The sequence below is a fragment of the Stenotrophomonas sp. YAU14D1_LEIMI4_1 genome (assembly GCF_003086815.1).
GTDB lineage: Bacteria > Pseudomonadota > Gammaproteobacteria > Xanthomonadales > Xanthomonadaceae > Stenotrophomonas.
The window spans coordinates 128,639-143,674 of the sequence record NZ_CP025997.1 but is presented as its reverse complement, the minus strand read 5'-3'; the positions used below and the strand labels follow the sequence as shown (position 1 = coordinate 143,674).

At 68.5% G+C, this 15,036-nt stretch carries 11 protein-coding genes; 10 read left to right on the top strand and 1 reads right to left on the bottom strand.

All coding sequences use genetic code 11. The annotated features are described in order from the left end of the window. The first annotated feature begins 5 nt into the window (after window positions 1–5). Window positions 6–1,292 carry a type II toxin-antitoxin system HipA family toxin gene (locus C1932_RS00560; protein ID WP_108760861.1) on the top strand — a complete coding sequence of 429 codons (1,287 nt, stop codon included), beginning with the start codon at window positions 6–8 and terminating at the stop codon, window positions 1,290–1,292. Here C1932_RS00560 and C1932_RS00555 read toward each other — a convergent pair whose 3' ends face one another. Beyond that, window positions 1,293–1,907, bottom strand: a complete 615-nt coding sequence (locus tag C1932_RS00555) for a DUF938 domain-containing protein (RefSeq protein WP_108763303.1) — start codon at window positions 1,905–1,907, stop codon at window positions 1,293–1,295. 771 nt (window positions 1,908–2,678) lie between these two features. On the opposite strand from C1932_RS00555, the gene C1932_RS00550 reads away from it, so the two are divergent. Genes C1932_RS00550 through C1932_RS00510 form a run of 9 tightly spaced genes read left to right on the top strand, consistent with a single transcriptional unit; the run spans window position 2,679 to window position 15,001 of the window. After that, window positions 2,679–4,310 (top strand): TldD/PmbA family protein, encoded by a 1,632-nt coding sequence (locus C1932_RS00550; protein ID WP_199911993.1) that lies wholly within the window; start codon window positions 2,679–2,681, stop codon window positions 4,308–4,310. 31 nt (window positions 4,311–4,341) lie between these two features. Then, window positions 4,342–5,976, top strand: coding sequence for a TldD/PmbA family protein (locus C1932_RS00545; protein ID WP_108760860.1), 1,635 nt, complete (start codon window positions 4,342–4,344; stop codon window positions 5,974–5,976). A gap of 21 nt (window positions 5,977–5,997) precedes the next feature. Further along, on the top strand, window positions 5,998–7,332 hold the full coding sequence (locus C1932_RS00540) for a TldD/PmbA family protein (RefSeq protein WP_108760859.1): 1,335 nt from the start codon (window positions 5,998–6,000) through the stop codon (window positions 7,330–7,332). After that, window positions 7,332–8,039: a DUF4159 domain-containing protein gene (locus C1932_RS00535; RefSeq protein WP_108760858.1), complete on the top strand. Its 708-nt coding sequence runs from the start codon at window positions 7,332–7,334 to the stop codon at window positions 8,037–8,039. The genes C1932_RS00540 and C1932_RS00535 overlap by 1 nt, the downstream gene beginning before the upstream one ends. Window positions 8,040–8,052: 13 nt before the next feature. After that, window positions 8,053–9,036 (top strand): MoxR family ATPase, encoded by a 984-nt coding sequence (locus C1932_RS00530; RefSeq protein WP_108760857.1) that lies wholly within the window; start codon window positions 8,053–8,055, stop codon window positions 9,034–9,036. A gap of 7 nt (window positions 9,037–9,043) precedes the next feature. Next, window positions 9,044–9,940, top strand: coding sequence for a DUF58 domain-containing protein (locus C1932_RS00525; RefSeq protein ID WP_108760856.1), 897 nt, complete (start codon window positions 9,044–9,046; stop codon window positions 9,938–9,940). Next, on the top strand, window positions 9,937–11,058 hold the full coding sequence (locus tag C1932_RS00520; RefSeq protein ID WP_108760855.1) for a BatA domain-containing protein: 1,122 nt from the start codon (window positions 9,937–9,939) through the stop codon (window positions 11,056–11,058). Before C1932_RS00525 ends, C1932_RS00520 begins: the two co-directional genes overlap by 4 nt. Further along, window positions 11,055–13,196 carry a hypothetical protein gene (locus tag C1932_RS00515; protein ID WP_108760854.1) on the top strand — a complete coding sequence of 714 codons (2,142 nt, stop codon included), beginning with the start codon at window positions 11,055–11,057 and terminating at the stop codon, window positions 13,194–13,196. The genes C1932_RS00520 and C1932_RS00515 overlap by 4 nt, the downstream gene beginning before the upstream one ends. Next, window positions 13,193–15,001, top strand: coding sequence for a hypothetical protein (locus tag C1932_RS00510; RefSeq protein ID WP_108760853.1), 1,809 nt, complete (start codon window positions 13,193–13,195; stop codon window positions 14,999–15,001). Before C1932_RS00515 ends, C1932_RS00510 begins: the two co-directional genes overlap by 4 nt. Window positions 15,002–15,036: the final 35 nt, after the last annotated feature.

Sequence of the window (15,036 nt, the reverse complement as noted above, 5' to 3'; positions counted from 1 at the left end):
CCCGCATGGACCTCAACGTACTCCTTTCCAACAGACTGGCTGGATACCTGGGACAGGATGCACATGGCCATCCGACATTCCGGTATGCAGACAGTTGGCGCCAGACGCCGGGCGCCTATCCCTTGTCACTTGCACTTCCATTGACAGAGAACAGCGCGCCCGCTGCCACGCTCTCTGCGGTCCTGTGGGGGCTGCTGCCCGACAACGAGGCCCTTCTGCAGCGATGGGCTTCCCGGTTCCATGTTTCGTCCCGCAACCCGGTCGCGTTGCTGTCACATGTCGGTGAAGACTGTGCCGGCGCGGTCCAGTTCGTACGAGGCGAACGGCTCGCCGCCGTACTTGCCGGTGAGGACGATCGGCAGGAGCCGCTGTCCCTCCATGAGGTCGCCCAGCGCCTTCAGCGGATCCGAGTGGACCAGATTGCAGCGCGGCAACCCGACGATGTCGGCCAGTTCAGCCTGGCCGGGGCGCAACCCAAGATCGCCCTGATGCAGCGCGACGATGGAGGTTGGGCAATTCCGGCCGGTCGCATCCCCACCACGCATATCCTCAAACCCCCCAGTGGCGACTACGACGGATTCGTGGAGAACGAGGTCTTCTGTCTGCGCCTGGCCAGTCAACTCGGCATGTCGGCTGCGTCCACTGAAATGATGTGCTTGGAGGATGCACAGGCCATTGCGGTGACGCGCTTCGACCGCGTACGAACAGCGCAGGGTTGGCAACGCGTTCACCAGGAAGACTTCTGCCAGGCGCTGGGTGTCATGCCACACATCAAGTACCAGAATCAGGGCGGACCGGGGCCGGCCGATCTGGCGCGCGTGCTTTGGGAACATTCCAGCAAGCCGAGAGCGGATGTCGAAAGACTGCTGCAGGCACTGCAGTTCAACTATCTCATTGGCGGCACTGACGCGCATGCCAAGAACTATTCGCTGCTGATCGGCGCACAAGGAAACGTTCGCCTTGCCCCGCTGTATGACATCTCAAGTGCACTGCCCTATGCACATGTGCAGCAACGCAAGATCAAGATGGCCATGAAGATCGGCAGTCATTACCGCTGGTGGGATGTCCGCTTGGCGGATTGGGAGGCCACCGCTGATGGAATGAAGCTGGACCCGCAGAAATCACTGTCGGGCCTGTTCGACATGGCAACACAGCTGCCCGGCATCGCCCGGGCATTGCTCGCGGGGCTGCAGGCAGAGGGCATGCACCACCCGGTTCTGGAACGTATGGTGGACGGTATCAGTGCAAGCTGCCAGCGCTGCCTGCGGCAATTCGAACAATCCGCTAGCTGATCACCCCAACCGCCACAGCAGCAGTCGGTTGTTGGCCGGCATGGCCACGTCGCGCAGGCGGGTGAAGCCGTTGTCCGCGGCCAGCGCCTGCACGGCTTCCACATCGCGGATGCCGCTGCGCGGGTCGCGCGCCTTCAGCCAAGCATCGAACTGCGCATTGCTGTCGCTGGTGTAGCGGCCGCCGTAATTGAACGGGCCGTACGCCGCAAGCAACGCGCCGTGGCGCAGCAGCGGCGGCAGGGCGGCAAACAGCGCCTGCACATGCTCCCAGCCCATGATGTGCAACGTGTTGGCGCTGAAGGCGGCGTCGAAGGTGCTACCTACGGGCAGTGCCAGACCCGGCGCAGGCGGCAGTTCCACCTGCAGCGCCAGCGGCGGCAGCAGGTTCAGCAACGCGGCCTCGGCGCGCCAGGCCTCGATGCCCGGCAGATGGTCGGGGTGATCGCTCGGCTGCCAGCGCAGCCACGGCCAGCGCTCGGCGAAGAACGCGGCATGCTGGCCCGTACCACTGCCGATCTCCAGCACCCGGTGGCGGTCGCCCATCCACGGGTCGAGCGCCGCGGCGATCGGTTCGCGGTTGCGTTCGCAGGCTTCTGAATACGGCTTGCTCGACATCAGGGCGGGGTCCAAGCGGAGTCGGCCCATTGTGCACGAGGGGGGATTGTTGGGCAGGGCTTGCAGCCCTGCACCTGCTCAACGCAACAGCAACAGCAACAGCCTGCATTCCTTGGGTTGGCGGGGTGGGTCCGGTTGAGGGGGACGCTGCAAGTCCCCCTCCGGGGCCCGGCCCAGCCGCTGGCGGCTGTGCGTTCGGGCGCTTGCGAAGCAGTGCCTCGCAAGCAAAGCGCCCTCACCCATGTAAGCTCGGTCGCCGCATCCATGCGGCTCACGCCCCCTCAACTGGACCCACCCCGCCTTCGACAGTTGGCTGCGTTCTGTCAGGACAGCTCTGGGGGTCAGATCCGTTTTCCGAAGGAAAACGGATCTGACCCCATTTTTATGTATCGATATCTGACAGATTGTGTCGACCAAGGTCGACACCTACCAACAGCCGCGGGGAACTGTCAGAGGCGGGGCGGTGTCGGATTGCGGGGTGTCAGCCGCATGGATGCGGCTGCCAAGCCTCCATGGACGGATTCACGGCGTCCCCGCAATCCGACACCGCCCCGCCCACCCACGAATGCCGCTCTGGCTCTGGCTCTGGCTCTGGCTCTGGCTTTGGCCGTTGCCGTTGCATTGAGCAGTGCAGGGCTGCAAGCCCTGCCCAAACCCTCCCCACCCATGACTGCAGTCACTTGCCGCCATGCCCCGCGCTGGCGAAAGTCGGAGAGTTGACGTGATCGGCCTGGCCCGTTGCCAGCCGCACGGAAGTGAGAGAGAGACGCTGTGCAACGACGTGAGTTCCTGGCATTTTCCGGTCTGGGCCTGGCGGGCCTGGTGCTGCCGCATTCGCGGCTGATCGCGGCCGAGCAGCTGCTGGCCCCGGTTGATACCGCCCAGCGCAGGCGCTTGGCCGAGGTGGCCCTGTCCGCCGCCCGCACGGCCAAGGCCAGCTACTGCGACGTGCGCATCGGCCGCTACCTCAACCAGTCGGTCATCACCCGCGAGCACCAGGTCGGCAACGTGACCAACCGGGAGTCGTCCGGCGTGGGCGTGCGGGTGATCGTCAATGGCGCCTGGGGCTTCGCAGCCACCCACCAGCAGACCGAGGCCGCCGTGCGCGGGGCCGTCGAACAGGCGGCCGCCATCGCCCGCGCCAACGCGACCATCCAGACCCGCCCCGTGCAACTGGCTCCCACCCCGGCCGTGGGCGACGTGCGCTGGCAGACGCCGGTGCGCAGGAACGCCATGGCCGTACCGATCCAGGACAAGGTGGAACTGCTGCTGGCGCTCAACAGCGCCGCGCTGGATGCCGGCGCCGACTTCATCAACTCCACCCTGTTCCTGGTCAACGAGCAGAAGTACTTCGCCTCCAGCGACGGCTCGTTCATCGACCAGGACATCCACCGCATCTGGCTGCCCTTCACCGCCACCGCCATCGACAAGGCCAGCGGCAAGTTCCGCACCCGTGCCGGCCTGTCCTCGCCGATGGGCATGGGCTACGAATTCCTCGATGGCGATGCACGCGGCAAGGTGCAGCTGCCCGGCGGCATCACCGCTTACCGCGATTCCTATGACCCGGTCGAGGACGCCATTGCCGCCGCCCGCCACGCGCGCGAGAAGCTGAAGGCGCCCTCGGTCAAGCCCGGCAAGTACGACCTGGTGCTGGACCCGTCCAACCTGTTCCTGACCATCCACGAAAACGTCGGCCACCCGCTGGAACTGGACCGCGTGCTGGGCTACGAGGCCAACTACGCCGGCACCAGCTTCGCCACGCTGGACAAGCGCGATGCCGGCTTCCGCTGGGGCAGCGACATCGTCACCTTCTTCGCCGACAAGACCCAGCCGGGCAGCCTGGGCGCTGTCGGCTACGACGACGAAGGGGTGAAGACCCAGCGCTGGGACCTGGTGCGCGACGGCGTGCTGATCGATTACCAGGCCACGCGTGACGAGGCCCACATCCTCGGCCGCGAGGCCTCGCACGGCTGCAGCTATGCCGATTCGTGGTCCAGCGTGCAGTTCCAGCGCATGGCCAACGTCTCGCTGGCACCGGGCAAGGCAGCGCTCAGCGTGGAGGACATGATCAAGGACGTGGAGAACGGCATCTGGATCCACGGCCGCGGCTCCTACTCCATCGACCAGCAGCGCTACAACGCGCAGTTTGGTGGCCAGCTGTACTACCAGATCAAGAACGGAAAGATCACCGGCATGGTCGAGGACGCGGCCTACCAGATCCGCACGCCGGAGTTCTGGAATGCCTGCACCGCCATCTGCGATGAACGGGATTTCCGCCTGGGCGGTTCGTTCTTCGATGGCAAGGGCCAGCCCGGCCAGGTCTCGGCGGTCTCGCACGGATCGTCCACCACCCGCTTCAACGGCATCAACATCATCAACACCGCGCGCAGTCTCGGCGCCTGAGTCTTCCCATCCTTCGACGTGGAGAGCAGCCTTGCAAAGACGTGACTTCCTGGCCCTGACCGGGCTTACCGCGGGTGGCCTGATCGTGCCCTCGTTCTTCGGCAAGGCCATTGCCGCCGAGCAGCTGCAGTCCAGCCTGGACCCGGCGCTGAAGAAGCGCCTGGCCGACGCCGCCCTGCAGGCCGCGCGCAGCGCCGGCGCCACCTACTGCGACGTGCGCATCGGCCGCTACCTGCGGCAGTTCGTGATCACCCGCGAAGACAAGGTGCAGAACGTGGTGAACACCGAGTCCACCGGCGTGGGCATCCGCGTGATCGTCAACGGTGCCTGGGGCTTTGCCGCCACCAATGCGCTGGGCACCGCCGACGTGGCCCGCGCCGCGCAGCAGGCCGCCGCCATTGCCAAGGCCAACGCCGGCGTGCAGACCGCACCGGTGCAGCTGGCCAAGGCACCGGGCGTGGGCGAGGTGAGCTGGAGGACGCCGATCCGCAAGAACGCCATGGAGGTGCCGATCAAGGAAAAGGTCGACCTGCTGCTGGACGTCAATGCCGCGGCGATGGGCGCCGGTGCCAGCTTCGTCAATTCGATGCTGTTCCTGGTGAACGAACAGAAGTACTTCGCCTCCACCGATGGTTCCTACATCGACCAGGACGTACACCGCATCTGGGCGCCGATGACAGTGACCGCCATCGACAAGGCCAGCGGCAAGTTCCGCACCCGCGAAGGCCTGTCCGCGCCGATGGGCCTGGGCTACGAGTACCTGGACGGCGCCGCTGCCGGCAAGGTGCTCACCCCCAACGGGGTGGTGAACTACGGTTCGTCCTACGACATGAAGGAAGACGCCATCGCGGCCGCCAGGCAGGCGCAGGAGAAACTGAAGGCGCCGTCGGTGAAGCCCGGCAAGTACGACCTGGTCCTCGACCCGTCGCACACCTGGCTGACCATCCACGAATCGATCGGCCACCCGCTGGAACTGGACCGCGTGCTTGGCTACGAAGCCAACTACGCCGGCACCAGCTTCGCCACCCTGGACAAGCGCGAACAGCACTTCCAGTACGGCAGCGAGCAGGTGAACATCTTCGCCGACAAGACCCAGCCGGGCAGCCTGGGCGCGGTTGCCTATGACGATGAAGGCGTGAAGTGCAAGCGCTGGGACCTGATCAGCAACGGCAAGCTGGTGGACTACCAGACCATCCGCGACCAGGCCCATATCCTGGGCAAGACCGAATCGGACGGCTGCTGCTATGCCGATTCCTGGTCCAGCGTGCAGTTCCAGCGCATGGCCAACGTGTCGATGGCACCGGGCAAGACCCCGCTCAGCGTGGCCGACATGATCAAGGACGTGGAGAACGGCATCTACATCATCGGTGACGGTTCGTTCTCGATCGACCAGCAGCGCTACAACGCGCAGTTCGGTGGCCAGTTGTTCTACGAGATCAAGAACGGGCAGATCACCCGCATGCTGGAAGACGTGGCCTACCAGATCCGCACGCCGGAGTTCTGGAACGCCTGCACCGCCGTGGCCGACGAGCGCGACTACCGCCTGGGCGGGTCGTTCTTCGACGGCAAGGGCCAGCCAGGCCAGGTTTCGGCGGTCTCGCACGGTTCGTCCACCGCGCGCTTCAACGGCATCAACGTCATCAACACCGCACGCAGCCTCGGCTGACCGGTCAGGAGCCCTTACACCATGAGTATCTTCACCGAAGCCCAGGCCAAGGCCATCCTCGACAAGGTCATCGCCCTGTCCAAGGCCGATGAGTGCAGCGCCGTACTGGTCGGTTCGCTCAACGGCAACATCCGTTTCGCGCTGAACAACGTGTCCACCAGCGGCATTGTCGACAACACCGAACTGGCCGTCACCGTGGCCTTCGGCAAGCGCGTGGGTACCGCCTCGATCAACGAGTTCGACGATGCCGCGCTGGAACGCGTGGTGCGCCGCGCCGAAGACCTGGCCCGCCTGGCCCCGGAAAACCCGGAATTCATGCCGGCCATCGGCAAGCAGAGCTACCGCCCCAGCCCGACCTTCAGCGAATCCACCGCGGCCATCGACCCGGCCTTCCGGGCCAAGGTCGCGGCCGATTCGATCGCCCCGTGCCGTGGCAACGGCCTGATCGCCGCTGGCTTCCTGGAAGATGGCCAGGGCTTCTATGCCACGGCCAACAGCAATGGCAACTTCGGCTACCAGCGCACCACCAGCTTCGACTACACCTGCACCGTGCGCACCGAAGACGGCCGCGGTTCGGGCTGGGTCGGCCGCAACCTGAAGGACGCCGCCGACTTCAAGGCCGAGCAGGACATCCGCATCGCCATGCGCAAGGCCACCGAATCGGCCGAGGCCAAGGCGCTGGAACCGGGCAAGTACACGGTCATCCTGGAGCCGGCAGCGGCGGCGGGCCTGATCAGCTTCATGATGAACTTCTTCAGCGCCCGCTCGGCCGACGAAGGCCGCAGCTTCCTGTCGAAGAAGGGCGGCGGCAACAAGCTGGGCGAGCAGGTGTACGACCCGCGCGTGAGCATGTACGCCGACCCCTGGCACCCGGAAGCGCCGGTGCTGCCGTGGGATGGGGAAGGCATGCCGCGCGAGCGCATGGCCATCATCGAGAACGGCAAGGTAGCCAACCTGGACTACTCGCGCTTCTGGGCGCAGAAGCAGGGCAAGACCGCCAAGGCCACGCCGGGCAACCTGCTGATGAGCGGTGGCGAGAAGAGCACCGCCGAGCTGGTGCGCGGCACCCAGAAGGGCATCCTGGTCACCCGCACCTGGTACATCCGCATGGTCGACCCGCAGACCGTGCTGCTGACCGGCCTCACCCGCGACGGCACCTTCTACATCGAGAACGGCCAGATCAAGCACCCGGTGAAGAATTTCCGCTTCAACGAATCGCCGGTGATCATGCTCAACAACATCGAAGAGCTGGGCAAGCCGGTGCGCGTGGCCGGTGATGAATCCAGCTTCGTGATGATGATCCCGCCGATGAAGCTGCGCGATTTCACCTTCACCTCGTTGTCCGACGCGGTCTGATGGATCGCCGGGCCTGCCTGCGCTGGTTGGCCGCTGCCGCTTCAGCGGCGGCGCTGCCAGCGTGGGCGCAGGCGGGCCCGCGCAGTTCCCGCTACGACTTCTGGTTCACCCGCCTGCAGTACGATTCCGGCGATTGGGACGTGGACGCGCGCATGCCGTCCAACCTCATCACCTCGTTGATCGACTACACCTCGTTGCGCGTGGACCCGCAGGAGCACGTGGTGGCCCTGGCCGATCCACGCATGCTGGAAGCCCCCTTCTGCTACCTGGCCGGCCACACCCTGGTGGAGTTCAACGCTGCCGAACGGCAGAACTTCGTGCGCTACGTGCGCAACGGCGGCTTCGTCTTCGTCGATGACTGCAACCATGACATCGATGGCCTGTTCGCCACCTCGTTCGAAGCGCAGATGGCGCGCCTGTTCGGGCCGAAGGCACTGCAGAAGCTGCCCAACAGCCACGCGCTGTACCGCAGTTTCTTCCGTTTCCCCGAAGGCCCACCCGCCACCAGCTTCGAACTGAACGGCTGGGGCGACGACCTGGTGCACGACTACCTGAAGGGCATCGAGGTCGATGGCCGCCTGGGCGTGCTCTACAGCAACAAGGATTACGGCTGCGAGTGGGACTACGACTGGCGCAACAAGCGCTTCCTGGCCGAAGACAACACCCGCTTCGGCGTCAACATCGTGATGTACGCACTGAACAACTGATCGGAACACCGCCATGACCCAGCCCGACCTCGATTCCCTGCTGCCGCGCCTGCATGCGCTGCGCGATGCCCTGGCCCAGGCCGTGGTGGGCCAGAGCGCGGTGGTCGAGCAGCTGCTGATCGGCCTGCTGGCCGGCGGCCACTGCCTGCTGGAAGGCGCGCCCGGGTTGGGCAAGACCCTGCTGGTGCGCTCGCTGGGGCAGGCGCTGGAACTGCAGTTCCGGCGCGTGCAGTTCACCCCCGACCTGATGCCCAGCGACATCCTCGGCACCGAACTGCTGGAGGAAGACCACGGCACCGGCCATCGTCATTTCCGCTTCCAGCAGGGCCCGATCTTCACGAACCTGCTGCTGGCCGACGAACTCAACCGCACCCCGCCCAAGACCCAGGCGGCGCTGCTGGAAGCCATGCAGGAACGCACGGTCAGCTACGCGGGAACGACCTATGCACTGCCCGCGCCGTTCTTCGTGCTGGCCACGCAGAACCCGATCGAGCAGGCCGGCACCTACCCGCTGCCCGAAGCACAGCTGGACCGCTTCCTGCTGCACGTGCTGGTGGATTACCCCAGCGAAGACGAGGAACGGCAGATCCTGGAACAGACCACCGGCGGCGCCAGCGCAGCGGTGCCGAAGGTGATGGATGCCGAGGCGGTGATCGCCCTGCAGGCGGCCGTGCGCCAGGTACACGTGAGCCCCGACGTGCTGGCCTGGATCACCCGCCTGGTACGCGCCAGCCGCCCCGGCGACGGTGCGCCGGCGGCCATCAACCAGTGGGTGAAGTGGGGCGCCGGCCCGCGTGCCGGGCAGTCACTGGTGCTGGCAGCCAAGGCCCGCGCACTGCTGCAGGGCCGTTTCGCCGCCACCCGCGAGGACGTACAGGCGCTGGCCGCACCGGTCATGCGCCATCGCCTGCTGTTGTCCTTCGCCGCCGAAGCCGAACAGAAGCGCGCCGACGACGTGGTTGCAGCGCTGCTGCAGGCCGTACCGTTCCCCGGTTGATCCCCGCGTGAGCGCCGCCATTCCGCTGACCCTGCCGCCGGACCTGCGTGCGCGCCTGCGCACGTTGCGGCTGTCGCCGCGCCTGGCCAGCGGCGCCAGCGGCATCGGCCAGCACGCCAGCCGCAGCCGCGGTGCCGGCCTGGAGTTTGCCCAGTACCGCGCCTACGAGCCGGGCGACGCGCTGCGCCAGATCGACTGGAAGCTGTACGCCCGCTCGGACCGCTTCTTCGTGCGCGAATCCGAACGCGAGAGCCCGATCACGGTCTGGCTGCTGCTGGACGCCACCGCCTCGGCCGGCCAGGCCGACCGCGCCGCGCCACAGCGCACGCGCCTGGACCACATGCGCGGCATTGCCGCGTGTGTGCTGGAACTGGCCCTGCAGCAGGGCGACCGCTTCGGCCTGCTGGCAATCAGCGGCGTTGGCCTGCAGCTGGTGCCGGCCGCCAGCGGTGCACGACAGCGCGATCGCATCCATCTGCAACTGCATGCCCTGCAGGCCCGCGGCGCGTGGCCGGTGGCCGAGCGCCTGCGGCCGCTGTGGGAGCGGGTGCGCCCCGGCGATCTGCTGCTGGCCCTCGGCGACGGCTTCGACGAAGCCGGAATCGCCTTGCTGGAACAACTGGCCGGCGCGCGCCGCGAAGTGATGCTGCTGCAGATCCTGACCGCCGACGAACGCGACTTCCCGTTCGACGTCGGCCATCGCTTTCGCGATCCGGAAACCGGCGACGAACTGCTGGGCGATGGCGCAGCAATCCGCAGCGATTACCTGCAGCGCTTCGCTGCCGCACGCACCGCCCTGCAGTCACGCCTGCAGGCCAGCGGCATCGCCAGCGCCACCGGCTGGCTCGACCAGCCGCTGGACCAGCCACTGCAGGCCCTGTTCGGCCGCCGGGGCAGCGCATGAACCTGCTGTTCCCGCTGGGCCTGGCCGCACTGGCTGCCTGGCTGCTGCCGCTGCTGATCCACCTGGCCCGCCGCCATCCGTACACGCCGCTGGATTTCGCGGCCCTGCGCTGGCTGCGCGCGCAGATCCGCCCGCGCCAGCGCATCCGTTTCGATGACTGGCCGTTGCTGCTGGTGCGCCTGCTGTTGCTGGCCGCGCTGGCCCTGCTGCTGGCGCGGCCGGCGTTGTCCGGCCCTGCGCCGGTGCCCGCCGCCTGGACGGTGGTCGCCCCTGGGTTGGATGCGGGCGCCTTGCGCGGTGGTGCCGACGCTGCGAACTGGCATTGGCTTGCGCCCGGCTTCCCGGCCATCGAACAAGCGCCAGTACCCGGCAACGCCGCCCTGCCCAGCCTGCTGCGCGAACTGGACGCGCAGCTCCCTGCAGGCACCGCGTTGATCGTGCACGTGCCCGATCCGTTGCCCGGCCTGGATGGCGCACGGGTGCAGCTGTCACGCGACGTGCAATGGCATACGCATCCGCTCGCGCTCACCGCGGAGCGGGCCCAGGCAGCGCCACCGCGGCTGCGCGTGCAGGCCGATGCACCCAGCGCGGCGCAGCACTGGTTGAACGCACTGCAGCGCGCGTGGGGCGTGCAGACAGTGCCGGATACGTTGCCTGCCGATGCCCTGCCCGCGCGCGGCGAAACCGCTGTGTGGACCCGGGGCGACGCGCTGCCCGCTCGCTGGCAGGCGTGGCTGGGCGACGGCGGCCAGGTGCTGACTGCCGCCAAGCCGGGCGCAAACGCCAGTGTGCTGTTGCGCGACGCCAGTGGTGCCCCCCTGCTCTGGCAGCAGCGCGTCGGCCGCGGCCGTCTGCTGTCGCTGCCCGCTGACTGGGATGCCGCCAAGACCCAGGCACTGCGCGATCCGCACCTGCCGCGTGCCCTGCTGCTGGCGCTGCAGCCACCGGCGCCACCGCGGCTGGGAAATGCCCTGGACCAGGCGCCACAGCGCGCGGCACTGCCAGCCGCCACAGCGCCAGTGCGCGAGCCCACCGCGTGGCTGTTGCTGGCCATCGTGCTGCTGTTCGCGCTGGAACGCTGCATGGCCAGCAGCGCGCGGCGCAGGACGGCGGCATGAAGACACTTCAACTCGCATGGCGCCGCGCCCGACGCCGACGCGCGCTCATCACCCTGCTGCTGGGACTGCCTTGGGCGTTGGCCGCCGCCACGTTGGCCCTGCGCCTGGGCGGGTTCGACGTCGCCTGCGTGGTCGCCACGGTCGGCCTGCTCGCCTGCGCCGCGCTGGCCACCGCACACGCGCGCCGGCTGGACCGGCACTGGCTACAGCGGCAACTCGACACCAGCGGCAGCAGCGAAGACAGCGCCGACCTGCTGTTTGCCGATGCTGCCACGCTCAATCCGCTGCAGCAGCGCCAGCGCACGCATGTGCTGGCCACCCTGGAACGGGCGATGCCGGAGCTGCGTCCGCGCTGGCCGCGCGGCGCGCTGCTGCTGTGCTGGCTGGGCGGCCTGGCCATCGCGCTGCTGGCGCTGGGCTGGCCGCGTGCCGGCGCGCGCCCGCAGCCTTCGCACGCGCCGGCAGCAGGCCGGCTGGCCCCCGCGGGACCGCTGCACCTGCAGTCCAGCCGCCTGCGCGTGGACGCGCCGGCCTACACCGGGCAACCGACCCTCACCCAGAATGCCCTGGATGCCAAGGTCGCCGCCGACAGCCGGCTGTCCTGGTCACTACGCTTCGATCGCGCCCCGGCCAGGGCTTGGCTGCAGTTCCACGATGGCCGGCAATTGCCGCTGCACGAGCAGGATGGCCACTGGCTGGCGCAGGACGTTGCGCGCGCGCCCGTGCTGTACCGCGTGGTGAGCGAACCGGCGCTGGCCGAAACCCGCCTGCACCGGCTGGACGTGGTGGCCGACCGGGCGCCCAGCGTGCGGGTGCTGGAACCGGCATCCAGCCTGGTGCTCGGCACGCCCGGGCAACGCCAGTGGACGCTGCGCTTCGAAGCCAGCGATGACTATGGCGTCGCTGCGGGGGCAACGTTGTCGATCACCACCACCCAGGGCAGTGGCGAGAACATCACCTTCGCAACACGCCGCGTGGCGCTGACCGGCAGCGGCGAAGCCAGCGCACGGCGCTTCGCCCATACGCTGGATCTGGCTGCATTGGGCGCGCAGCCCGGCGGCGATGTGATCGCGCAGCTGGAAGTCCGCGACAACCATGCACCCCGGCCGCAGACCGCGCGCAGCAGCAGCGTGATCCTGCGCCTGCCGAGTGCGGAGGTGGCACTCACTGCCGAACTGGAAGGCCGCATCAAGAAGACCCTGCCGGCCTACTTCCGCAGCCAGCGGCAGATCATCATCGATGCCGAGGCATTGATCCGCCAGCGGCGCGCCCTCGCTGCCGATGCGTTCGTGACGCGCAGCGATGCCATCGGCGTGGACCAGCGCATCCTGCGCCTGCGCTACGGCCAGTTCCTGGGCGAGGAGAGCGAAGGCGCAGCGAAGCCACCACCGACCAGCGATCTGCCCACCAGCGATGCGCCCACCGCCGACGCGCACGATCACGATGACCACGGCGACGATCACGACCATGGTCACGGCGGCACGGCCAGCACCGCCGATACGCCGCCGGTGTTCGGCAGTGGCACCGACGTGCTTTCCGAATATGGACACACCCACGACCACGCCGAAGCGGCCACCCTGCTGGATCCGCAGACGCGGGCCACGTTGAAGGCCGCGCTGGACCAGATGTGGTCGGCCGAAGGCGAGCTGCGCCAGGGCCGCCCCGAGCAGGCACTGCCCTTCGCCTACAAGGCGTTGGCTTTCATCAAGCAGGTGCAGCAGGCCGAGCGCATCTACCTGGCCCGCGTGGGGCCGGAGCTGCCGCCCATCGATGAAAGCCGCCGGCTGGGCGGTGACCGCGCCGGGCTGGCCAGCCGTGAACTGCCGTTGGCGGCACGCACGCCACCGGACCCGGCCATCGTCGAAGCCTGGCAGCGGCTGGGTGATGGCGATGGCACCGCCGACCTGGATGCACTGGTCAGCTGGCAGCAACGCAATGCCGCTTTCCTGCCCGATGCACTGGACCTGGCCGCCGCCATCGAGCAACTGCGTATCGAGCCAGGCTGCAAGGACTGCCGCCAGCGCCTGCGTGCGCAACTGTGGCGCGCCCTGCAGCGCCCGCTGCCGCAGGTGATGCGGCGCACGGCCACCGATGCGATGGGCCAGCAGTATCTGGATGCACTGGAGGCGCAGCCATGACGGCCACCGCGTTGAACCTGTGGCTGGCCGTCGCCCTGGCCATCATCGTGGTCGTGGCCAGCGTGCAGCAGCTGCGCACGCCCACCGCGCATCGCGGCCTGCGCGCGGTGCGTCTGGGTCTTCAGGGCATTGCCGCAGTGCTGCTTTATCTCTGCCTGTTGCCGCCCAGCGCGCAGCAGCCCGGGGGCGGCCTGGTCGTGCTCACCGCAGATGCCGCCGCCGCGGGTGCCGTGCCGGCCAGTGAAGGTCCAGTGCTGCTGTTACCGGAAGCCGCCGACGTACTGGGTGGCCAGCGTGTGCCCGACCTGGCCACCGCGCTGCGCAGGCATCCTGCCGCCACGCTCACGCTGGTCGGCGCCGGGCTGGCAGCCCGCGATCGCGATGCCGCGCTGCCGGCCAGTGTGACGTGGCGGGCAGCTCCTGCGCCGCGTGGCTGGATCGCGCTGCAGCCCCCGGCCGATGCGGCGCCCGGTGCCCGTTTCGAGGTACACGCGCAGGCGCGCGGCGTCACCGGCGGGCGCGCCGAACTGCTGGACCCGGCCGACACCGTGGTTGATCGAGCGACGTTGGGCGCCGATGGTCGCGTGCGCCTCAGCGGCATCGCCCGTGCGCCCGGCCGCAGCGTGTTCCATCTGCGCCTGCTGGATGCGCAGGCCCATGTGCTGGACAGCGTGCCGGTGCCGCAGCAGACCGTTGCGGCGCCGCCGCTGCGCCTGCGGGTGCGCGCCAGCGCGCCGGGGCCGGAGCTGAAGTATCTGCGCCGCTGGGCGACCGATGCCGGCCTGCAGGTGCAGGTCCAGGCCGACACCGGCGCCGGTCTCAGCGTAGGTGACGGTGCGGTGCCGCTGGACGCCGCCAGTCTGGCGCGCAGCGATCTGTTGCTGCTGGACGAACGCAGCCTGGCAGCGTTGGGCGCCGGGCAGGTGTCCGTGCTGCGCCAGGCCCTGCGCGAGGGGCTGGGCGTACTGGTCCGTAGTAGCGGCGCGCCGTCGGCCAGCGCACGGCAGCGCCTGCGCGATCTCGGCTTGCCGGTGCAGGGTGATGGCGGCAGCCATGCCGTTGCACTGCCCGGCGATGGTGACAGCGCGATGCTGGCCGCGCGCCGGGGTCCATTGGCCGCAGGCACCCTACCCAGTGCCGAAGGCGAGATCGCCGACCGCAGCTCGCACACGGCCGCACTGCCCGCGCTGGAAGCACTGGCCCTGCAGTCGCCCGGCAGCAATGCACTGCTGCACGACGAGGCTGGTGCAGCCATCGGTGGCTGGCGCAGCGTTGGCAAGGGACGCATCGGCCTGTTGCCGCTCACCGATACGTGGCGCTGGGTGCTGGCCGGTCGCGATGATCGCCACGGCGAACTGTGGAGCACGGTGCTGGCCAGCGTGGCCCGCGCGCAGCGTAACGGCGACGCGCTCTGGTCACCGCAGCCGCAGGCCTGGCTGGGCGAGCTCGTCGCCCTGTGCGGCGTGCAGGCACCGCTGCAGGCCTTCGATGCAAAGGATGCAGGCGTGCCACTGGTCGTTGACGCCGCCACAGCGTCGCAGCGCTGCGCCGGCTGGTGGCCGCGTGAAGCAGGCTGGCAGCGGCTGCAGCATGGCGACGCGGCGGTATGGCGCTATGTGTTCGACGCGAAGGACGCCGCCGTCCTGCACCGCCAGGCGATGATCGATGCAACGACGCAGGCACTGGCAACCACCGTGCCGGTCGGCGCGCAGGCGATGCAGCCGGTGGCCGGCCCACGTTGGCCATGGTGGCTGGCGTTCGTCCTGTGCGCTTCGCTGCTGTGGTGGCTTGAACGGCGCAGGTGAACGCCGGGGTCGGATCCCTTTCGCATGCGAAAGGG